Here is a 20,865-nt window from a genome sequence, read left to right as displayed (position 1 = left end):
GACGGGTTTAGCACACGACCCAGTCTGCCGTTGGATCTTATTTGCCCGGAGGGATGACGCCCTTCGTCAGCAGGAAGCAGCCGTAAAAACGGGTCTCGCCTGTTGTGATGACGCAATATGCGTTTTTAGCCTGTTCATAGAAGGCGAAGCGTTCGATACCGTACATGGGGGCGGATTTTCCCTCCGCCGCGTCTATTTCCTTCTGCACTTCGACCTGTACGGGTTCCAGCTGGTCCGGCGCGCCCATCACTTCCATGCGTCCGACCGAAGGCTGCAGCGGCGTGTCGAGTGGCAGCACCGAGAGGATCGCCTGCATGGCGCGGGCGGCGGAAATGTTGTCCATGCGCAGCACCTTGCCGACCGTTGTCTGGCGAGCCACCGAATCGGAAGGGAAGTTGGTGTCGGAAATCACCAGCGTATCGCCGTGACCCATGGCGCGTAGGGCGTGAAGAACATCGGCATTCAGCGCCGGGTCGATATTTTTCAGCATGTCGTCAAACTCCCATGATGCTTTCGCCGTGTCGCGGCGCGTGGCCGCAATCCAGCCGGAAAACCTTGCCGCGTCAATCGCAAACGGAAGATTGTGAAGCTTTGCGCAAGGGTGTATTTGGCTTTGTCCGCCAAAGGCGGGCCCAAATGCGGGTAACGTGCAGGGAGGCAGAAATAATTCGAAAAACTGATAAGTCAGTATTGCTGACGTATCGACATTTCTGTAAAGATGCACGCATAAAAACGACACAAGAGGAAACGTACCCATGCTTGATTGGGAACAAATTTTCGCCACGCGCTCGTCGCGCATGAAAGCGTCTGAAATCCGCGAGCTGCTGAAGCTGCTCGAGCAGCCCGATATCATTTCCTTTGCCGGCGGTATTCCGGACCCGGCTCTTTTCCCCGCAGAGGAGTTCCAGCAGGCTTATGCGGAAATTTTTTCGGGTTCGCAGGTCAACTCGGCGCTGCAATATTCGGTGAGCGAAGGTTACAAGCCGCTGCGCGAATGGCTGGCGGGCGAAATGGCCGAGATCGGCATTGAATGCACTGCCGACAACGTCTTCATCGTTTCGGGTTCGCAGCAGGGTCTCGACTACCTCGGCAAGCTGTTCCTGTCGCCGAAGGATACCGCGCTGGTAACCTGGCCGACCTATCTCGGCGCACTTTCCGCCTTCAACGCCTATGAGCCGAATTACGACCAGCTCAATCCCGGCGGCAACCGCACGCCCGAAGCTTACCGCGAAACCGCGGCCAAGCTCGGCGGCGCGGTGAAGTTCGCTTATCTCTCTGCCGATTTCTCCAATCCGACCGGGGAAACCGTTGATCTTGCCGGCCGCGAAAAGGTTCTGGCGCTGGCTGACGAGCTGGATATCGCCGTCATCGAAGACGCCGCCTATCAGTCGCTGCGTTATGATGGTGAAGCGGTTCCGCCGATCATGGCGCTGGACATTGCCCGCTCGGGCGGCATCGAGAACACCCGCACCATCTATTGCGGCAGCTTTTCCAAGACGCTCGCACCCGGCCTTCGCGTCGGTTACATCGTCGCGTCTGCGCCAGTTATCCGCAAGCTGGTGCTGATGAAGCAGGCCGCAGACCTGCATTCCTCGACGATCAACCAGATCGCCATCGAACGTGTCGCTTCGCGCGGCTTCGACAAGCAGGTCGCCAAGATCAAGGCTGCCTACAGCGCCCGCCGCGATGCGATGCTGGCTGCGCTCGACAGATACATGCCGAAGGGCACGCGCTGGACCAAGCCGGAAGGCGGCATGTTCATCTGGGTCACCCTGCCGGAAGGCATGGATGGCGCCGCATTGCTGGCAAAATCCATCGCAACGGAAAAGGTCGCCTTCGTTCCGGGTCGCGCCTTCTTTGCGGATGGCTCGGGTACGAACACGCTGCGCATCAGCTTCTCCTGCGCCAATGAGGCGATGATCGAGGAAGGCATGAAGCGGCTTGGCCGGTTGATCGCGACGGCGCAGGCGGAGACGACCGAAGTGGTTCCGGCGATTTGAGGGTTGCCAGGTTTTCGGCAGCGACGGGGAGGCGGCTTACCCCCCCTCTGTCCTGCCGGACATCTCCCCCACAGGTGGGGAGATCGACCCGTGGTGAGGTTTCGCCCATCTCAACGTTCGAAAATTAAGTGACGAAAGAGCGTCTTGCCGATCTCCCTCCTTGTGGGGGAGATGCCCGGCAGGGCAGAGGGGGGTAGGCCCCGGTCTCCACCTTGGCTACCGAGATCACACCCCTAAAATCCTGCCTGTCACATACATGTTATGCAATCATGTTTTAGCGGTCCCACGAAACAACAGGGACTGGACCTATGAAAACGCTGCTTTCCGCTTTTACCGCCATCGTATCGCTCGGCTTCATCGCCACCGCTGCCAATGCTGCCGATCTGGTGCTTTATACCAGCCAGCCGAACGAGGACGCGCAGGCGACCGTTGATGGTTTCAAGGCCGCCAATCCCGGTATCGAAGTCGAATGGGTGCGTGACGGAACGCCGAAGATCATGGCCAAGCTGATGGCTGAGATCAGCGCCGGCAATCCGGTTGCCGATGTGCTCTTGATCGCCGACACCGTCACACTCGAACGCATGAAGCAGGCTGGCCAGCTTATGGCCCACAAGTCGCCGGAAGCGAAGAACATCGACGCCTCGCTCTACGATGCGGACGGCTATTATTATTCCACCAAGCTCATCACCACCGGCATCATGTATAACACTGCCGCTGCGATGAAGCCGACGAGCTGGAAGGATCTTGCCAAGGCGGAAGCCAAGGGTCTGGTGACCATGCCGAGCCCGCTGACCTCTGGTGCAGCGTTGATCCACGCGCAGACGCTGGCCGCTGCCAACGGCCTCGGCTGGGACTATTACAAGCAGCTGAAGGCCAATGAAGCCATTTCCGGCGGCGGTAACGGCGCGGTGCTGAAGTCGGTTGCATCAGGTGAGAAGGCTTACGGCGTTGTCGTCGACTACATGCCGATCCGCGAAAAGGCCAAGGGCGCACCGGTGGAGTTCGTCTTCCCGGAAGAGGGCGTTTCGGCCGTGACCGAACCGGTCGCGATCCTCAAGGGTACCAAGCATGAGGAAGCCGCTAAGAAGTTCGTCGACTACGTGCTTTCGGAAAAGGGCCAGCAGGGCTTCGTCAAGCTCGGCTACATCCCCGCGCGCGCTGACGCTGGCATGCCGGAAGGTTTCCCCGCCCGCGACAAGCTCAAGGTCCTGCCGCTCAACGCCGCGGACGCGCTGAAGAATTCCGAGCAGGATCTGAAGATCTTCTCCGATATTTTCGGCTCCAAGGGCTGATATAGCGGCATGTCCCGATCAAGTGCCTATGGAAACAGCCAGCCGCGCTGGCTGTTTCCTTTTGTGGTGAGCGTCGTTTTTGCGCTCAGCGCCCTACCGCTCGGGCGGCTCGCCTATACCGGCATTGTTTCGTCACTCAACGGTGACATATGGCGATTGCTGGCTGATCCCGCCCTTTGGGATGCGGCGCTGAACACGCTCTCGACCTCGTTTTTCGGCATGCTGATTTCACTCATGATCGGCGGGGGCTTCGCGCTAGCGCTGACGCTCTGCGACATACGCGGCAAGTCGATCTTAAGCTTCCTCTTCATGCTGCCTATGATGATCCCGCCGCAGGTGACGGCGCTGTCGTGGATCGGCATGACCGGCCCGTCGAGCACGCTTTTAAAGGCCATCGGCCTTGCGCCGCCCATGGGGTCGCCACAGCCGCTCTATTCCATTGCCGGTATCGCGCTTTTGCTCGGCGTGCAGCATGCGCCGCTCGTCTATCTGTCGCTGCGCGCTGGTTTGCTGGCCTTGCCGCAAGATGGCATCGAGGCGGCCAAGCTTTCCGGTGCTTCGCCTCGCCGCGTGCTGTTCGATATCATCCTGCCGCTTTCGACGCCGGGATTGATCGCCGGGGCGGCGATCTCGTTTGTGTCCAATGTCGGCAATTTCGGTATTCCGGCGATCCTCGGTATTCCGGCCTCGATCTTCACCCTGCCGACGCTGATCTACAGCCGCTTCGCCAGTTTTGGCGCGAGCACCTTCGGCGATATCGCCATTCTCTCGACCATGATCGCCATCATCTCCGTGGCCGGTCTTGCGCTGCAAGAGCGGGCAATGAAGGGCAGGGACTATCGCATCATCGGTCTTTCCGGCAAGGCCGCGACTTTCAAGCTGTCGCGCTGGCGTGTAGTTGCTGAGCTTGTCCTTTGGCTCGTGCTGTTCTTCATGCTGGTTGCACCACTTGCTGCGCTGGTGGCAAGCTCGCTTGCCCCCGCCTATGGCGTGCCGCTCAGTCTCAAGACCGTGACGATGCACGCCTATGAGGAGCTGCTCTACCGGCAGAGCGTGACCCGCACAGCCTTCCGCAACTCGCTGTTTCTGGCGACGGTCACATCCCTTTGCCTGCTTGCGGTGACGGTGTTGACCGCCTATTTCCTGGTGCGCGGCAAAAGCCGCTTCATGTTCCTGCTGTCGGCGCTGGTGGATATTCCCTATGCGCTGCCGGGTGTGGTGATTTCCGTATCCTTCGTCCTGTTGTTCGCGGCCCCCATTCCGCTGCTCGGTATCACGCTTTACGGCACGATCTGGATCATTCTGCTCGCCTATTTTTCCTCCTTTTTCGCCGTCAGCCTCAAACCGATGGTCAGCGCCTTCCTGCAATTCGATCCGTCGCTGGAAGAGGCGGCAAGGCTTTCGGGCGCCGGTTTCTGGCGGCGATTGAAGGACATCATCCTGCCGCTGGTCGGGCCTGCGGCTGGCGCTTCCGTCATCCTCGTTTTCCTGATCGCCTGCAATGAACTGACGGTTTCGGCGCTCCTTTGGTCCGCCGGCACGCAGACGCTCGGTGTGCTCATCTATAACCTCGATGACAGCGGCAGCTTCGATCTTGCCTCCGCACTTTCGGTGCTTGTCGTCATCATGGTGATTTTCCTCATGCTGCTGCTCGAAATTCTGGGGCGCTATCTGCCGAAAGGAGTCGTCCCTTGGCGAAACTGATCCTCAATCGTCTGACGAAAAGCTTTGGAGCCGGGTCGAAACCCGCCGTTGACGACGTCTCGCTCACGGTGCGTGAGGGAGGTTTCCTCGCGTTGCTCGGGCCGTCCGGCTGCGGCAAGACGACGGTGCTGCGCATGATCGCCGGTTTCGAGCAACCGACTGATGGCTCCATCCTGCTCGGCGAGCGGGTGCTGGCCGATGCAGGCAGCATGGTGCCGCCGGAACGGCGCAACATGGCGATGGTGTTCCAGTCCTATGCGCTCTGGCCGCACATGTCGGTTGCCGACAATGCCGGCTATCCCCTGAAAGTTCGCGGCATTTCCGGAGAGAAATATCGCGAGAAGGTGGCCCAAGCGCTGGCAGCCGTACGCCTTGAAGGCTTTGCGGACCGCCGTCCCGCCGAGCTTTCCGGTGGCCAGCGGCAGCGCGTGGCGCTGGCTCGCTGCCTCGTCACCGAACCTGATGTGGTGCTGCTCGACGAGCCGCTCGCCAATCTCGACCGGCATTTGCGGCAGGAGATGGAGGAGACCTTTCGCGAGTTCCACATCCGCTCCGGCGCGACGATGATCTATGTTACCCACGATCAGGCGGAAGCCATGGCGCTGGCAACCGATGTCGCCGTGATGTCTCAGGGCAAGCTGCTTCAGGTCGCGCCGCCCGCCGAGCTTTATGCACGACCCGAGGGGCGTCTTGTCGGCTCGCTGGTGGGGCAGGGCGCCATTCTCTCCGTGCCGGTGCCGGAAGGTTCTTCGCGGGATATTGACTGGGACGCGCTCCGCACAGCGATGGATAACGGTGGGCAATTACCACGGGCGGATATTCTCGTGCGGCCGCAGGACGTGGTGCGGGATGCGGATGGAATCACCTGCACCGTGACCTCGGTTCTCTACGAGGGCGAGCGTTATGCCTTGCGTCTCGACCTGCCGGACGGGCAGGCGCTTCGGGCTTATTCTCGAGAATCGGTTGCGGTCGGTGACCGGTTGCCGGTTGCGATTCGTGCGGCGTGGCGTCTTTAGCATTTGCTTGCTCCCTCATCCCTGGGCTCGTCACAGGAATGAGGGTGGGGAATATCCCGGCACATAAAATCCGACATCGTGAATAGGGAATCTGATCGACGCGACTGGCCACTGGCGAGACCGAACGGGAGCGGCTAAGCTTCCATTCCAGCAACAGGAATGAAACATGTCGCTTCGGCTCGCCACCTTCAATATCGAAAATCTTCTCACTCGTTTCGACTTTACCGGTTTTCGCAACCAGACGCGGCGCGACAGGGCGATCCAGCTTTTCGATATCAGGGACGAGGCGACCTATCAGGCGCTGGAAAGTGCGCGGGCAGTCTCTTCCACAGACGATACGCGGCAACTTTCAGCGCTGGCCATTGCGGATGCGGATGCCGATATTCTCTGCCTGCAGGAAGTCGACAACATGGCGGCCCTGCAGGCTTTCGAATATGGCTATCTCTACCGCATGGTCGGCAACGGCTATCTGCAGAAATATCTGGTCGAGGGCAATGACAGCCGCGGCATCGATGTCGCGGTCGTCATGCGCGAGCAGACCCGAGACGGCGACAAGATCGAGGTCATCGACATCAAGAGCCACGCTGCGCTAACCTACCGCAATCTCGATCTCTTCAATCCCGCACTTGCCGCGACCAACCAGATAGACGACAAGATTTTCAAACGCGATTGTCTGGAAATCGATCTGAGGATCGGCGGCAAACCGCTGACGCTTTACGTCACGCATTTCAAATCCATGACCAATGCCCGTGACGCCATAGATGCCCGGCTCGCCACCATGCCGATTCGCGAGGCGGAAGCCATGGCCGTTCGCCGCATCATCGAAAACCGCTGGGGCGCAAACAATACCCGCAACAAGAATTTTGCCATCTGCGGCGACATGAATGATTATCAGGAACGCATTTCGATTTCCGGCGACCGGCGCAGCGGCTACAGCTTTACGCCGGTGGAAGAGGAGCGGAGCGCGCTCGATATCTTCACGGCGGATGATTTTGTGACCAATCCGATGTCGCGCCGTGACGTCATGGATCGCTGGACGCTCTATCATTCGCGCGGGCCACAGGAACAGCATCTCTGCCAGCTCGATTATATCTGGCTTTCCCCACATCTTGCGCAGATCAATGCGACAAGGGTTCCCGAAATCATCCGCGCTGGCCAGCCTTACAGGACGGTCTTTCCGCCGGGGCAGGAGGTGGATCGTTATCCGCGCACCGGCTGGGACCGCCCCAAGGCTTCCGACCATTGCCCTGTCGTTATGACGCTCGATCTGATCTGACCTGCCGCTCCGGGCCGCCTAGCCGTTGGCTACCTTGGGGAAATAGGTCGCCCACACCCGGTTGCGGCCCGCACGCTTGGCCTCATAAAGCCGGTCGTCGGCAATTGCGATCAGTTCGTCCCAGCTGTTGATCGCCCGTGCCTCCTGCCAGACCACGCCGAAACTTGCCGTCAGTGACAGCCCGCTTTGTTCATCAATGACCTGGGCTTCAATCAGCCGGCGCAGGCGGTCGGCGGTGGCGGTCGCCGTCGCGTGGCTGACATCCTGCAACACGACCACGAATTCCTCGCCGCCATAGCGCGCCAGAATATCGTTTTTACGGAGGGCGCCTCTTAAAAGAGTCGCTGTCTTCTGTAGCGCGAGGTCGCCCATGGCATGGCCATAGCGGTCGTTGATGGATTTGAAGTGGTCGATGTCGACAATCATCACGCCAAGCGTCTGCAACTGCTCCTCGCCACTCAATATGGCACGAACGGTCTTTTCCAGCGCACGGCGATTGGACACACCGGTCAAGGCATCTGTTTCTGAAAGCGTGCGTAATTGTTCGGCCAGCGCAGACTGCTGCTTTTCCATTTCTTCCTTCTGGCGAAGCTGCTCGCGCAGGAAATCCAGTTCCTTGAACATTTTCTTCACTTCCGGAGCAGCCTTGTCCTGATACAGGGCTCCTGAAAGATCACCAGCAGCGATTGCGGCGATCTGCGTCTGGACGGATTGCATGGGGCGGAACAGTGCCGTTCTGTAAACCGATGCAAGCCGCAGCAATACCAGAACCGCGATGAGAGCGAGGAGGAGAGACGTTCCACCATAGATCAACGCCTGTTCCTTGTTTCTTTCTATCCTTGCCCGTGTTTCGGCGAGAATAAGGTCGCGCAACGTGCTCGAGGACCGCATGCCCTTGATGTAGTTTTCGGAGAATTCGCGAATGCTTGGCTGCGCGGACGGCACCACCATCGCAATCGTATTCTGCGCATAGGGAAGCGCCTGGCCGAAATAGAAGATTTCAATATCGCGAAACGCTGCATCGACGCGTGGTGTGGACAGGTAAGCGGCGGTGTAGTTCGTCAGCGACGATTTCAGCAGTGTGAGGCTCTGTATTTCCGTGTCGAATTTGGCGCGGAGGCTCAGCCTGTCCTGCCTGTTCGCCCGCAGGCTCATGACCACGTAGGAACCGAGGCGACCGATCCGGTCCCGCATCACTCCGGCCGTGCCGGTCATGGCGATGTCGATCGCTACATTGGGCGTTACCTTGATAATCGCGCGAGCGGTCTTGCCACGCAGCATGTTGACGCTGTCCGCCGCCTTGAACATCGCAAAAATTGCGTTGGACATCGCCGTGTAGCTGCGCGCGGATTCCGGAAGTGCAGCAACCTGATCGACCGCTTCTCGGGATTGCGCCAGTTTTCGGCGTGTATCGACCAGCGATTTTGCCAATTCTGGCTGCGCCCTGATTTCCGCGGCAAAAGAGTTTTCGAGTTCCACCAGCTTGTCGTCCGTCGCCTTGCGCGCTGCGGCCAGCTCCTGGACCAGTTTTGCATCGGGGGAAGACGCGCCCATCAAATTATTGGCAGGACCACGCTCGGCCGATACCAGCCATGCGGACTGGAGGGCTGTTTCGAAGCGGCTGAGTTGCTGCGCATTGGTCCGGTAGCGTAAGTAACTGGAAACGCTCGGCAGGGCGGCAAGGGTTGCCAACAAGATGGAACTTACCGCTATGACGATCGTACCGGTTAGTTGGATTTTCTGTATGCTTGCGCGCATGCGATGCGTTATTCCCGGTGGGATGGTTATGAATTATCGCCATTTTAGCTACATCGCGTAAATACTTCGCTTATTTTGCAGGCCTTTTGCCGCGACCTGGTGATTGAAACCCACAGGTACGGTGTGGAAAAGAGGTCTCCCAACGGCGCGCAATCAATTTTTGCTTTACACGAAGTGAGAATCTGATAGTTGGCAAGGCACTGGATTGCCCTTGTAGCTCAGTTGGTAGAGCACCTGATTTGTAATCAGGGGGTCACGAGTTCGAACCTTGTCGGGGGCACCAGTATTTTCAATGGCTTGGCCATTTCCCCGCTATTATTCCTGCATTCGCACAACGCCTATGGCTTGATGTGATATAGCTTGTGCACGATTGCCCAGTTGCCGTCGCGCTCCAGCAAGGACAAGTATTCGCTAAAATCCATGCCGTCGAAACTCGTCGTCAGCTTCACGGACGCGCTGTCGCCTTCCTTGTCGATGCCGAGGATTTCGAAGACGGGGTCGTGATCGGGCAGGCCGCGTTCGCTTTTCCGTATCTGCTCGGCGAAGTCCTCCAGTGAAAGCCATTCCGTTTCACCCTGGAACGTCCCGACGATGCTGGCGCGCGGATCGAAAACATCACGCATCAGGCCCTCATCCGCATAGGCCATGGCGTGCACATAATCCGTCACTGTCTGGGTAATGGTTTGCGGCATCGGATCGTCCCTCCCTTCAGATCCAAAAGCCAAGCTTACACCCGTTGGAGCCGTTCCACCATAAGCACCGTAAAACCTGCGGGTTGCACGGTTTTCCGCATGGGTAGGCAGCTTGGCCCGGCGTGTTTTGCCATGACTTTCCACAATTTTGTCCCGCCCGTGATTATAGTCGCCATGGGTCCGACAAATTTGAGGATCAAGGGCTTTTGCGCCGGCGCGGGGGTGCCGCGCGGGCGGAATTCGCTTATGATCTGTGCGCGAGCCGCACGGGGGTGGCGTATGGCATGCGGTAACAGTTTGCGTTTGAAGGTGTTTTAGTGATCGATCCCTATGTTTTGCTTGGCGTGGAGCGTGATGCCGACGAGGCGGCGATCAAGTCCGCTTACCGGAAGGTGGCGAAAGCCGCCCATCCCGACAGCGGGGGCGATACCGACCAATTCGCACGCCTGCAAACCGCTTACGAGCTTTTGAAGGATCCGGTGCGCCGCAAGGTGTTCGACGATACCGGTTACGATCCGCAGCTTGCCGATGCCAAGGACCTCAAAGGCCTGCTGATGCTGGAAACTCTGGTCAACGAATTCATTCTGGACGAGCGCGAGCCCGGCAGCTTCGACCCAGTGGCCGCCATGCGCCGCAAGCTGACCGACGATATCCTGAAAAGCCGCTTTCACATTCTGGAACTGGAGCGTCACCGCACGCGGGTGCGCAAACATATGGACCGGCTGGGCAGAAAGCCGGAGACCGATGTTTTGAGTTCCATGTTGCGTGCGCGCAGCCAGTCCATCGCCGAAGCCATCCGCAATGCGGAAGCGCAGATAGAGGCGATCGAGCAGGCCTATACGATGCTGGAAGGCTATTCCTACGAGCTGGAGAGCATACCGCTCTCCGAACCGCTGCTGAAAGGCGAGGCGGCGGAATAGCCGTTTCTCCCTGGAGTTCTCAGGGACCGTTGACGAGCGCCAGAATGAGCTGATGCACGCGGCCACCGGGCGAAAGCTCGTCCCGGTCGAAATCGCGTCCGCGTTGGCGCTGCTCGTTGGATAGCTCACCAAGCCGTTGTTGAAGGACAACGCGCACTTTCTGGCATTTCGGATCGTTTTCCGCTCTCAGACCGGTGCTGAATGCCTCGATCTTCTGCACCATGTCGAGAATGTGCTCGCCGTGAACGCGCTCATGGGTTTCCACACCGGAAATGAAGGTTTTCCAGCTGGCGGCGACCGCGGGAGGCAATCTGGCCGGCGCTTTCGGCCAGGTATAGATGATTGTGAGATTGGGCTTGGCGGTGGCCAGTACGCAGGCACCGTCCGGTTGCGGACGATAATCGCGCCGCCATGTCAGCTTGAAGGTGGTGTGGGCGATGGCCTGCACACCGGCGGTCGGGCCGCGCTCGCCTATGGACTGGTAAAGCGCTCCGCCCGTATCACCGCTGATCGCATAGGTTTTTATCTGCTCGGCTGGTTTCCAGCCGGCTGACTGTGCTGACAGCGGAAGGGTGCTCAGCAATATCGTCACAGCGCTTATGGTGAGGGAAGAGAGAGTTTTGGTGGGCACGCATCGATCCTTGGTGTCTTGCGCGCCGAAGATAGGCGAGAGCCGGGCTGCTAGGCAAGCGCCGTGAGAGAGGGATTGTCGGATACTGCGCCGAAATTCCACACACGAAAAACCCCCGCGACAGATCGCGGGGGTCAAGCTTGCGACTGCAGGGGAATCAGTCGTCCAGCTTGTCGTAGTCGAGCTTCGGTGCGTTCTGCAGCGCTTCCTTGGTGGTATCGACATAGGCCTTCCAGGTGCCGTTGTCGTTGTGGACTGCAACCGAGGCCGGGTCGAGCACCACATAGCTCTTGTCGATGCCGAGGAAACCGCCGACGCTGGCAACGAGGCCGATCACCGATTTGCCATCGCCGATGACGACATCCTCGATTTCGCCGATGTTTTCGTTCTGGGCGTTATAGATATCCAGACCGTCGAGCTGGGAGGCGGTGAGGTCGGTTTTCTGGACATTGACGAACTTCAGCGGGCCGTTAGCCTTGGTGCCCATGGTGATGCCGGGACCGGACAAAGTCGCATCGGCGCCAACAGCAGGCGCAGTCGCAGCCGTCTGGGCAAAAGCCACGGAAGAGGAGAGGGCTGCTGCGGCAGCGAGAGCGATGACGTTGATTTTCATGATGTTTCTTCCCTTTGTATGCTGAACGTTTCGTTCGGGGAAGAAACGGTGAAGGCCGGATTTGGTTCCGCGTGGGAGCGCAGGAAATTTTGGTTTATGCTGGTAGCGGGAGCACTGGCACGCAAAATCGGGAGGACATTATGGCAAGAAACACTGACAGCAAGGAAGCGGAGGAGAATGCACCGTCGGCTCTCATCGATCAAAAGATCGCGGAGCTTGGCGACTGGCGTGGCGAGACGCTTGCGCGCATCCGGGCGCTGATAAGGAAGGCCGATCCGGATGTGAAGGAGGAGGTTAAATGGCGCGGCGTGCCCGTCTGGGAACATGCCGGTATCATCTGCACGGGCGAAACCTACAAGACAGCCGTGAAGATGACGTTTGCGAAGGGCGCATCGCTTGAAGGCCCGGCCGGCCTGTTCAATTCGAGCCTTGAGGGCAATACGCGGCGCGCCATCGACTTTCACGAGGGAGATGAGATCGACGAGGAGGCACTGGTAGCGCTGATCCGCGCGGCGGTGGCGTTAAATGTGGCGGGGAAGGCTGGAAAGAAACGCACGGGGAATAAGGCTGGGTAATCGAGTAGGCAGTCAATCTTTCCCAACGTCCGTTGCCTTGTCCCATTCCCCATCGATGAACTTCAGCGCGTCGATAATTGACACTTTCCACACTGACCAGACGTGATCGCCATCGGTGATCCGCAATTCGGATTTACGATTGTCGGCCTGAAGCGTTTCGTGCAGGGCGATCGCGCCGCGCCAAAGGAAGAAGCCGTCGTCGTCGCCAACTGTCAGATAGGTGGCGGGCAATTCTTGGCTTTCGGCGACGTGCTGTGCAACAAGGGTGAAGACGTTCTTCTCATTGAAAAGTCTGGCATCGAAGGGCGTGCCGAAGGCGCCGGAGAAGTGATCGCCGGTGGAGGGCAGCACGATGCCGCTGGTGACGGTAGTGCGGTCGACGCGGTGGAAGAAGGCGCTGTCCTGAATGAGCTTGAGTTCCGCGGGCGTTTTGTCGAGATCGGAGGCGGGCACGTTCTGCCAGATCGCGCCGGACAGGCTGGCGACTGCGCCATAGAGGTCTTCGTGGCCATAAGCCAGATGCAATGCGCCGAAACCGCCCATGGACAGCCCGGCGATGGCACGCCCTTCGCGATCTTTTCGCACCGGCAGCGTTTTTTCCACTTGATGGCGCAGATCGCCCGTCAGGGCCGTCTCGTAATCGCCGGGACCACCGACAGCGGCCGAATCCACATACCAACTGTTTTTAACGCCTGGCATGACGACAACCAGCGGGCGGATGGCGCCAGCCGCAATCAGCGTGTCCAGCGTCTTTTCGATATTGCCGAGATCCCGCCAGCTGTTCTGGTCACCATCATGGCCGTGCAGGAGATAAAGCACCGGCCAGCCGTTTTCCGGCGGCGTGCCATCCGGTCGGTAGATGTTGACGGGCAGCGGTGCGTTCAGTGCGGCGCTGTGGAAGGTGGCGTCCTCAATCTGCCCGGCAAGGACTGGGCTTGAGAAAAAGACGAGGCATAAGGCCGCCAGATTTTTTCGATGCATGCGGTGTCTATCCAGATTGCGCCGTTGCGCGTCAGCGACCGGGACGGCCGGTCTTCCCCTTCGTCCGGCTTTTGCGCTTCTGTTCGCCGGCATCCTCATAGGAACCCGCTCCGATCTTGCCGCGCACGAGGGGGCGGGGATCGTCCTTGGTTCGCTCAGGCTGGCCTTCCATGAGCGGTGAGAAACGTTTGCCGGTTTCCGTCTCGGGTTTGCCGGGAACTTCGCCACGCACCGGCTTCTCGGTGCGGCCAACGGTCATCTCGTCCAGCGTGTTCCTGCGGAACAGCGGCTTGCCCGTGTCCGAGCCGGGACCCATTTCGTCCAGCGAAGGTTTGGCGAAGAGAGATTTTCCACTTTCGTTTGCGGAAGCGGCACCGTCCTCTGTCCCGCCGGATATATCTTCCGCAAGAGGGGAGATCGACCCGTTGCGGGCGCTCGTTTCTTTTTTCTTGCTTCTGCCGCCACCCTCAAGCGATTTCGCCTCTTCCTTCGCCATAGGGTCGTCCATGACGGCGAGTTCGGTGGCCTTGAGGCGCTTGATTTCGTCTCGCAGGCGGGCGGCTTTTTCGAAGTCCAGATCGGCTGCGGCATCGCGCATGGATTTTTCCAGCGCGTTGAGATGGGACTGCAGATTGTTGCCGACCAGATGGCCGCCATCGGCGAAGCCTTTGCCGGAAACGCCTGAAATATCGGCCCTTACGTGATCACGCTCATAAACTGAATCAAGAATATCGGAGATCTTCGCCTTGACCGATTCCGGCGTGATGCCGTGTTCGGCGTTATAGGCCATCTGCTTTTCGCGGCGGCGGGAGGTTTCCTCCATCGCCCGCTTCATCGAGCCGGTGATGTTGTCGGCATATAGGATGACCTTGCCGTCGACGTTACGGGCGGCGCGGCCGATGGTCTGGATCAGCGAAGTTTCCGAACGCAGGAAGCCTTCCTTGTCGGCATCGAGGATCGCGACGAACCCGCATTCTGGAATATCGAGGCCTTCGCGCAGAAGGTTGATACCGACAAGCACGTCGAAGGCACCAAGGCGCAGGTCGCGGATGATCTCGATGCGTTCCAGCGTGTCGATATCCGAGTGCATGTAACGCACGCGAACGCCCTGTTCGTGCAAATATTCGGTCAGGTCTTCAGCCATGCGCTTGGTCAGCACGGTGCAGAGCGTGCGGTAACCCTTAGCGGCGGTCTCGCGAATTTCGCCGAGGACATCGTCCACCTGGCTGCGGGCGGAGCGCACCTCGACCGGTGGATCGATGAGTCCTGTCGGGCGGATGACCTGTTCGGCGAAGACGCCGCCGGCCTGTTCCATTTCCCACGAGCCGGGGGTGGCCGAAACCGCGACCGTCAGCGGCCGCATCGCATCCCATTCCTCAAAGCGCAACGGGCGGTTATCCATGCAGGAGGGAAGGCGGAAGCCATATTCGGCCAGCGTCGCCTTGCGCCTGAAGTCGCCGCGATACATGCCACCGATCTGGCTAACCGAGACGTGGCTTTCGTCAATAAAAAGCAGCGCATTATCAGGGATATATTCAAACAGCGTCGGCGGCGGCTCACCGGGATTGCGGCCGGTTAGATAACGCGAATAGTTTTCGATACCGGCGCAGGAGCCGGTCGCCTCCAGCATTTCGATGTCGTAACGCGTGCGCTGTTCCAGCCGCTGGGCTTCCAGCAGACGTCCCGCCTTTTCCAGCTCGGCGAGGCGGACCCTCAGCTCTTCCTTGATCGACTTGATCGCGCCGTTCAGCGTCGGGCGCGGGGTGACATAGTGCGAATTGGCGTAGATCTTGACGGATTGCAGATCGCCGGTTTTCTGGCCGGTCAGCGGGTCGAATTCGGTAATGGAATCGATTTCGTCGCCGAACATCGAGATGCGCCAGGCGGCATCCTCAAGGTGGGCAGGGAAGATTTCGATGGTATCGCCGCGCACGCGGAAGGAGCCGCGCTGGAAATCCATGTCGCGGCGCTTGTATTGCTGGGCCACAAGGTCGGCCAGAAGCTGGCGCTGGTCCAGCCGGTCGCCCACCTGCATCTGGAAGGTCATGGCGGTATAGGTTTCCACCGAGCCGATACCATAGATGCAGGAAACCGAAGCGACGATGATGCAGTCGTCGCGTTCCAGCAGCGAGCGGGTGGCGGAGTGGCGCATCCGGTCGATCTGTTCGTTGATCGAGGATTCCTTCTCGATGAAGGTGTCGGAGCGCGGCACATAGGCTTCCGGCTGATAATAATCGTAATAAGAGACGAAGTACTCTACCGCATTGTCGGGGAAGAAGTTCTTGAACTCGGAATAGAGCTGCGCGGCCAGCGTCTTGTTGGGCGCAAGGATGACGGCCGGGCGCTGGGTTGCCTCGATCACCTTGGCCATGGTGAAGGTTTTGCCGGAGCCGGTGACGCCGAGCAGGACTTGGCTGCGCTCGCCGGAATTGATGCCTTCCACGAGATCGGCAATCGCCGTCGGCTGGTCGCCTGCCGGTTGATACTCCGAGTCCATGCGGATTGTAACGCCGCCTTCGGATTTCGGCGGACGCGCCGGCCGGTGCGGCGTCCACATCTTGCCGTCCTTGAACAGCGGATTGCCGCTCTCGATAAGCGCCGATAGTGCCTCAACGGTGGCGGTGACGGCACCCGGTGCAAGATTGGCCGCCTCCTCCAGGGAAACGTCCATGCCAGCCACGGGATTGAGACCGGCGGCGGCGCGGGTTTTTGGATCGCTCGACGCGCCGATGGAAACGCCGCGCGCTGTCTTGGAAGCCGTGGTGTTTTTAGCCGTTTTGTTGGCCGCTTTTTCCGCTTCCTTGCGCGCTTCGATCTCGATCTTCTTGCGGTGCTTGCCAGCTTTCGAGGCGACTTCGCGCTGGGTCTCCACCGAGCCGGCTTCGGCTTCCGCCTCGAGCTGCTTTACCCAATCGGCAACGCTGCCGCTGAGCGGCGCGCCTTCGAACGACGATTGCGGAGCTTCCTCGAAGCCGGAATTCGAGGGTTTGGAATTTTTGGGTGATCTGGCCATGCGCGAAATATGGAGGGAGTCACGCGCAAAGGGAAGGGGAGGCCAAGAAAAAATGAGTACAAAAAGGAAACGAAGCGCGGGGAACAAAATTTGGCCGGATACGTTGCATAGCGGCCGAATACGCTTTGATAGAAACCGGTTCCGTTTCATACGGCGGTAAGTTAAAGCAAAGACAAAAATTACGGTTGCGTTTTCAAACTGCCTTTCGTGACATCCCTCCCTTCTTCATTCAGGAACAATCATGCCGTTCTCGATCAGCCCTGCCCACATCTGGCCTGTCCTGATGCTCATCGTCTCCAATGTTTTCATGACTTTCGCCTGGTATGGGCATCTCAAGCATAAGGGCAGCGCACTATTCCTTGCGATTGTCGCAAGCTGGGGCATCGCTTTCTTCGAATACATGCTCGCAGTCCCCGCGAACCGCATGGGATCGGAGGTCTATTCGACCGCGCAGCTCAAGACCATTCAGGAAGTTATCACGCTTGCGGTCTTTGCGCTGTTCTCGGTCTTCTGGCTGAAGGAAAGCATCACGATCAACCACGTGATCGGTTTTGCGCTCATCGCTTTCGGCGCTTCCTTCATCTTCCGCTCCTGATCGCCACAGGGCCTTTCTATTGCCGTGGCGGACAGGTTTCGCCACGGCACGAGGAACGGTGTTACGATCCCGTTCCACCATTGGCATAGTCCAACCGCGCCGTACAAATGCGGACGTGGTTCTCGTCCGCCCACTGCACCAGCAATTGCATCGGCACCAGAAACGAACGGCCGAGATTGGTCAGTTCGTATTCCACGCGCGGCGGCACCTGCGCATAGAGCGTGCGGCGAATGAAACCGTCTTCCTCAAGCCGTTTCAGCGTGCGTGACAACATCTGCTTGGAAATATCGTCGATCTTGCGGTTCAGTTCGTTGAAACGCAGCACCCCGCCCTGAAGCGCTTCCAGAACCAGCAGGCTCCATTGATCACCGATGCGATCCAGCACGTCGCGGATGGGGCAGGGCTGGTCGAAGGCGAAGATTTCCTTGGTTTGCGTATCCGGCATTTTCCCTGCTCTTTCCATTTTCGTACCCTTTCAGGTCATCGCCGCGTGACCTGATCAGCGTCGGCTGACTTCTTGCAGCCGGGGCTGCGATACCATAGCTTCCCCTGGCGGTCTATTATCTAGACCTATAACGATGCCTATAAAGGAAAAAGCCATGGCTAAAATCGCGCTCATCGGAGCCTCCGGCAATGCCGGATCCCGTATTCTGAAGGAACTTTCCGACCGGGGGCACCAGGTGACGGCGATCGCCCGCAACCCTGAAAAGATCGCCAGCCTGCCGAACGTAGTGGCAAAAAAGGGCGATGTCTTCGATCAGGCAGGGCTTTCGGAACTGCTTAAGGGTCACGATGCCGTGATCAGCGCCGTGCACTTCACTGCGAGCGATCCGGTGACGCTGATCGAGGCCGTCCGTGCCTCGGGCGTTTCCCGTTATCTCGTCGTGGGTGGCGCCGGCAGCCTTGAAATTGCGCCGGGCCAGCGCGTGGTTGACCTGCCGGACTTCCCGGCCGCCTACAAGGCCGAGGCGACCAAGGGAGCGGAGTTTCTGGACCGTCTGAAAGGGGAAAGGCAGCTCGACTGGACCTTCCTGTCGCCATCGGCCGAATTCGTGCCGGGGGAAAGAACGGGCAAATTCCGTATCGGCAAGGACAGCCTTTTGAGCAACGAAGCTGGCAGCCGCATTTCCTTTGAAGACTACGCCATCGCGCTTGTCGATGAAATCGAAAAGCCGCAGCATTCCCGCCAGCGTTTCACCGTCGGTTACTGAGAGGTCTCATCCATGAATTTCATGACACGTCGTCTTGCCATCGCTGCTCTTGCCCTCGCGCCCGCGCTGATGGCCGCGCCCGTTCTGGCGGAAACCGCCAAGCGCGATCTGGTTCAGGAAGAAGCCAACCGCAAGCTGGTGATCGATTTTTACGACACCGTCTTCAACAAGCACGAGGTGGCGAAGGGCGCTGCCGTCATCGTTGACAGCTACAAGCAGCACAATCCGATGGTGCCTGATGGCAAGAAGCCATTCGTCGACTATTTCACCGGCTTCTTCAAGGAAAACCCGCAGGCGAAATCCCGGATCGTGCGCAGCGCCACGGATGGAGATCTGGTTTATCTGCACATCCATTCCACGGATAAAGAGGGTGCTCGCGGAGCCGCCATCGTCGATATTTTCAGGGTCACCGACGGCAAGATTACCGAACATTGGGACGTGATCCAGCCGGTTCCGGAAAAGGCTGCAAACAATAATACGATGTTCTAGAGCATTTCCAGTAAAAGTGCGTAGCGGTTTTACGTCCGGAAAATTCGTAGAAACAAACAGTTAGAGCACGTCAAACGATTCTGTTTAAACAGGACGTGCTCTAAGGCCAAGCTTCTGCCAACCGCCCGGAATTCAGAAGGGCACGGCCGGGGGATATCTCCCGGCCGTGTTTTTTGTCAGGCAGCGCGTTGCTTTTCGCGGGACTGCACGATCAGATCCAGAACAAGCATCACCAGCAGGCTTGCGCCGACCAGCGGGAACAGGATGCCACCGATGGCGAGCAGCGCCAGCAGGCCGCGCAAGACGCGTTTATCCTGCGGCAATGGTGGCACGCCGAGTGAACCTCTGGGGCGTCGTTTCCACCACATGATGCCGGCGGAGACGGCAAGCAGGACGATGCCGACACAGGCTGCCAGCAACACGATCTGGTTGGCGAGGCCGAATTGTTGGCCCATATGCACGTTGATCCCCCATTCCAGCGCCTTTCCAAGCGGACCGTAGTCGGAATAGCTCATGTCGATCAGCGGTTTGCCGCTATATTGATCGAGATGGACGACGCGCTGCTTTGAAAGGTCGTCGGGATAGACGGAGCCGCTATAGACGCCTGTCGATTTGGTCGGCAGCACGACGGTATAACCAGGGGCAAGACCGAGCCCGTCGAAACGCGCGATGGCCGCATCTATTCCGATTGGTTGCCCGGTGGCGGATGCGGAGGATTCCGGGATTTTCGCCTGCTCCAGTGACCAGCTGGTCTTGGCCATGTGATCGAGATGTTCGCCGGACATTGGAACATCGGTCCGCACGCCTGCCGGATATCCGAAATTGCTGCCATTTGCCCATTCGTTGACCTTGGCGCCCCACACGCCCGACCAGGGCATTCCGGTGACTGCTAGAAATACGATGAAAAAGCCGACGAAAATGCCGGTGACGGCATGGGTATCGCGCCAGAAAACGCGTTTTTTCGGCGTGCCGCGCACGGTCAAGACACCGCCGCTCTGCTTCCTAGGCCACCACAGATAGATGCCGGTGGCGACGAGCAGGATGGACCAGCCGGCGGCGATCTCGATCAGATAGCGGGTATAGGCGCCGAAATATTTCAGGCTGTGGATGTAGCGGATCGTCCACATGATGGTGCCACGATCCGGCAGCGAACCGGCAACCTGCCCGGTATAGGTGTTGACGTAGACGGCGCGTTTCCCTTCGGCCGTACTGACGGTAATTTCCGTCGAGGCACCCGGATCGCCTGGCGTGGTGTATTTCACAGCAGTGCCGGGAACGGCCGCAACGGCTGCGGCGAGAATATCGGAGGGGGGTGCTTTCGGCACGTTCTGCGCCACTTCGATGCGCTTCAGGTCCGAATGAATGAAATTGTCGAATTCGTCCCGGAACAGATAGAGCGCACCGGTGACGGCCAGCGATATCAGAAAGGGCAGTACAAAAAGGCCAGCGTAGAAGTGCCAGCGCCATACGGCGCGGTACAGGTTGACGGACGAGGATTGCGCAGGCGCGCGCTCGCCCTCGAAAGAGGTCGTAACGGACATGGATGTCTCCGCAGAAAAGTTGATTTTCCGGCAGGGCCGGATCGCTCTTCACATTTGCAGAGAGGGAGGCGGTGCGCGTGGGCGCGATTCCAGATTGGGTGGTGGCGGCGGCAATGCCGTGTCGCGGTCGAGAAAGTCGACTTCGACGGCCCGGACGATCCCGTCCGCACGCTCCACGGGAGTAACGGGAAGAGCGGCGATGGTAACGGAGGCCAGACGGCAGAGCGTGCCGCAGCAATTGTCGGCGAGCTTGCCCGCAGGGTTGGAGGCCGGGTTCGGTTTGCCCGAACCGCCTTCGGGCATGTGGCTGGAACAGATGATCTCACCGGTCGCCAGCGCGGCTGAGGCCATATTGCCGCTGGTCAGGCCATTCACGAGCCCTTGCAGGAGAAAAAGCAGGACCGCCAGCGTGGCGATGGCGCCAGCCGAACTTCTGTCCTGCATTATCCTGCGAATGGATCCCATTGCAGCGAAATGCCATATTTATCGGGCCGTGTCACCGCGACACGATGGCGAAAGACGAGGCCTGTTTTCAATTATCACCCGACCTCGGGATGG

20 protein-coding genes and 1 tRNA gene are annotated in these 20,865 nt (G+C 59.1%); 11 read left to right on the top strand and 10 right to left on the bottom strand.

Going from position 1 to position 20,865, the window contains the following annotated elements; all coding sequences use genetic code 11:
- Nucleotides 1-37: 37 nt before the first annotated feature.
- On the bottom strand, nt 38-490 hold the full coding sequence (locus ACQZ6D_RS04670; RefSeq protein ID WP_065702379.1) for an RbsD/FucU family protein: 453 nt from the start codon (nt 488-490) through the stop codon (nt 38-40).
- 265 nt (nt 491-755) lie between these two features.
- Here ACQZ6D_RS04670 and ACQZ6D_RS04665 point away from each other — a divergent pair, with 265 nt between their 5' ends.
- The 5 genes from ACQZ6D_RS04665 to ACQZ6D_RS04645 all read left to right on the top strand — a co-directional run bounded on the left by ACQZ6D_RS04665 (nt 756) and on the right by ACQZ6D_RS04645 (nt 7,288).
- Nucleotides 756-2,000, top strand: coding sequence for an aminotransferase-like domain-containing protein (locus ACQZ6D_RS04665; RefSeq protein ID WP_025593984.1), 1,245 nt, complete (start codon nt 756-758; stop codon nt 1,998-2,000).
- A 308-nt stretch (nt 2,001-2,308) separates the two neighbouring features.
- On the top strand, nt 2,309-3,292 hold the full coding sequence (locus ACQZ6D_RS04660; protein WP_448729628.1) for an ABC transporter substrate-binding protein: 984 nt from the start codon (nt 2,309-2,311) through the stop codon (nt 3,290-3,292).
- Between the two features lie 9 nt (nt 3,293-3,301).
- Nucleotides 3,302-4,996, top strand: coding sequence for an ABC transporter permease (locus tag ACQZ6D_RS04655; RefSeq protein WP_025593981.1), 1,695 nt, complete (start codon nt 3,302-3,304; stop codon nt 4,994-4,996).
- Complete coding sequence (locus tag ACQZ6D_RS04650) at nt 4,984-6,012, top strand: ABC transporter ATP-binding protein (RefSeq protein WP_065702382.1); 1,029 nt, start codon at nt 4,984-4,986, stop codon at nt 6,010-6,012. Before ACQZ6D_RS04655 ends, ACQZ6D_RS04650 begins: the two co-directional genes overlap by 13 nt.
- 166 nt (nt 6,013-6,178) lie before the next feature.
- Nucleotides 6,179-7,288 (top strand): endonuclease/exonuclease/phosphatase family protein, encoded by a 1,110-nt coding sequence (locus tag ACQZ6D_RS04645; RefSeq protein ID WP_003513055.1) that lies wholly within the window; start codon nt 6,179-6,181, stop codon nt 7,286-7,288.
- Nucleotides 7,289-7,306: 18 nt separating this feature from the next.
- Here ACQZ6D_RS04645 and ACQZ6D_RS04640 read toward each other — a convergent pair whose 3' ends face one another.
- Nucleotides 7,307-9,046, bottom strand: coding sequence for a GGDEF domain-containing protein (locus tag ACQZ6D_RS04640; protein WP_065702383.1), 1,740 nt, complete (start codon nt 9,044-9,046; stop codon nt 7,307-7,309).
- 207 nt (nt 9,047-9,253) lie between these two features.
- Here ACQZ6D_RS04640 and ACQZ6D_RS04635 point away from each other — a divergent pair.
- Nucleotides 9,254-9,329 (top strand) — tRNA-Thr (locus tag ACQZ6D_RS04635).
- Between the two features lie 55 nt (nt 9,330-9,384).
- Here the strand turns inward: ACQZ6D_RS04635 and ACQZ6D_RS04630 are convergent.
- Complete coding sequence (locus ACQZ6D_RS04630; RefSeq protein ID WP_003513050.1) at nt 9,385-9,738, bottom strand: nuclear transport factor 2 family protein; 354 nt, start codon at nt 9,736-9,738, stop codon at nt 9,385-9,387.
- A 317-nt stretch (nt 9,739-10,055) separates the two neighbouring features.
- Here ACQZ6D_RS04630 and ACQZ6D_RS04625 point away from each other — a divergent pair, with 317 nt between their 5' ends.
- A complete protein-coding gene (locus tag ACQZ6D_RS04625; protein ID WP_013636453.1) occupies nt 10,056-10,658 on the top strand; it encodes a J domain-containing protein in 603 nt (200 codons plus the stop codon).
- 19 nt (nt 10,659-10,677) lie between these two features.
- Here the strand turns inward: ACQZ6D_RS04625 and ACQZ6D_RS04620 are convergent, their stop codons facing one another.
- Nucleotides 10,678-11,289 carry a DUF922 domain-containing Zn-dependent protease gene (locus ACQZ6D_RS04620; RefSeq protein ID WP_065702384.1) on the bottom strand — a complete coding sequence of 204 codons (612 nt, stop codon included), beginning with the start codon at nt 11,287-11,289 and terminating at the stop codon, nt 10,678-10,680.
- Between the two features lie 157 nt (nt 11,290-11,446).
- Nucleotides 11,447-11,902: a PRC-barrel domain-containing protein gene (locus ACQZ6D_RS04615; RefSeq protein ID WP_003513045.1), complete on the bottom strand. Its 456-nt coding sequence runs from the start codon at nt 11,900-11,902 to the stop codon at nt 11,447-11,449.
- 140 nt (nt 11,903-12,042) lie between these two features.
- On the opposite strand from ACQZ6D_RS04615, the gene ACQZ6D_RS04610 reads away from it, so the two are divergent.
- Nucleotides 12,043-12,477: a DUF1801 domain-containing protein gene (locus ACQZ6D_RS04610; protein ID WP_065702385.1), complete on the top strand. Its 435-nt coding sequence runs from the start codon at nt 12,043-12,045 to the stop codon at nt 12,475-12,477.
- A gap of 12 nt (nt 12,478-12,489) precedes the next feature.
- Here ACQZ6D_RS04610 and ACQZ6D_RS04605 read toward each other — a convergent pair whose 3' ends face one another.
- Nucleotides 12,490-13,458 (bottom strand): alpha/beta hydrolase, encoded by a 969-nt coding sequence (locus ACQZ6D_RS04605; RefSeq protein WP_065660775.1) that lies wholly within the window; start codon nt 13,456-13,458, stop codon nt 12,490-12,492.
- A 31-nt stretch (nt 13,459-13,489) separates the two neighbouring features.
- Nucleotides 13,490-16,471, bottom strand: a complete 2,982-nt coding sequence (gene uvrB / locus ACQZ6D_RS04600; RefSeq protein WP_065661532.1) for an excinuclease ABC subunit UvrB — start codon at nt 16,469-16,471, stop codon at nt 13,490-13,492.
- A 241-nt stretch (nt 16,472-16,712) separates the two neighbouring features.
- Between uvrB and ACQZ6D_RS04595 the strand changes: the two genes are divergently transcribed.
- A complete protein-coding gene (locus tag ACQZ6D_RS04595) occupies nt 16,713-17,066 on the top strand; it encodes a DMT family protein (protein WP_003513041.1) in 354 nt (117 codons plus the stop codon).
- Between the two features lie 61 nt (nt 17,067-17,127).
- Here ACQZ6D_RS04595 and ACQZ6D_RS04590 read toward each other — a convergent pair whose 3' ends face one another.
- Nucleotides 17,128-17,511: a winged helix-turn-helix transcriptional regulator gene (locus ACQZ6D_RS04590; RefSeq protein WP_003513040.1), complete on the bottom strand. Its 384-nt coding sequence runs from the start codon at nt 17,509-17,511 to the stop codon at nt 17,128-17,130.
- Between the two features lie 154 nt (nt 17,512-17,665).
- Here ACQZ6D_RS04590 and ACQZ6D_RS04585 point away from each other — a divergent pair, with 154 nt between their 5' ends.
- Both ACQZ6D_RS04585 and ACQZ6D_RS04580 read left to right on the top strand, forming a co-directional pair.
- Nucleotides 17,666-18,277, top strand: a complete 612-nt coding sequence (locus ACQZ6D_RS04585) for an NAD(P)-dependent oxidoreductase (RefSeq protein WP_065702386.1) — start codon at nt 17,666-17,668, stop codon at nt 18,275-18,277.
- 12 nt (nt 18,278-18,289) lie between these two features.
- Nucleotides 18,290-18,766, top strand: a complete 477-nt coding sequence (locus ACQZ6D_RS04580; RefSeq protein WP_065659230.1) for a nuclear transport factor 2 family protein — start codon at nt 18,290-18,292, stop codon at nt 18,764-18,766.
- 176 nt (nt 18,767-18,942) lie between these two features.
- Here the strand turns inward: ACQZ6D_RS04580 and ACQZ6D_RS04575 are convergent, their stop codons facing one another.
- Together ACQZ6D_RS04575 and ACQZ6D_RS04570 are read right to left on the bottom strand one after the other, a co-directional pair.
- On the bottom strand, nt 18,943-20,307 hold the full coding sequence (locus tag ACQZ6D_RS04575) for a PepSY-associated TM helix domain-containing protein (protein ID WP_065702387.1): 1,365 nt from the start codon (nt 20,305-20,307) through the stop codon (nt 18,943-18,945).
- Between the two features lie 48 nt (nt 20,308-20,355).
- Nucleotides 20,356-20,772 (bottom strand): DUF2946 family protein, encoded by a 417-nt coding sequence (locus ACQZ6D_RS04570; protein ID WP_448729627.1) that lies wholly within the window; start codon nt 20,770-20,772, stop codon nt 20,356-20,358.
- Nucleotides 20,773-20,865: the final 93 nt, after the last annotated feature.

It is taken from the genome of Agrobacterium sp. 22-3639C2 (assembly GCF_053522105.1).
Note: the sequence above shows the minus strand (reverse complement) of the source record. Positions and strands in the feature narration are given on the sequence as shown.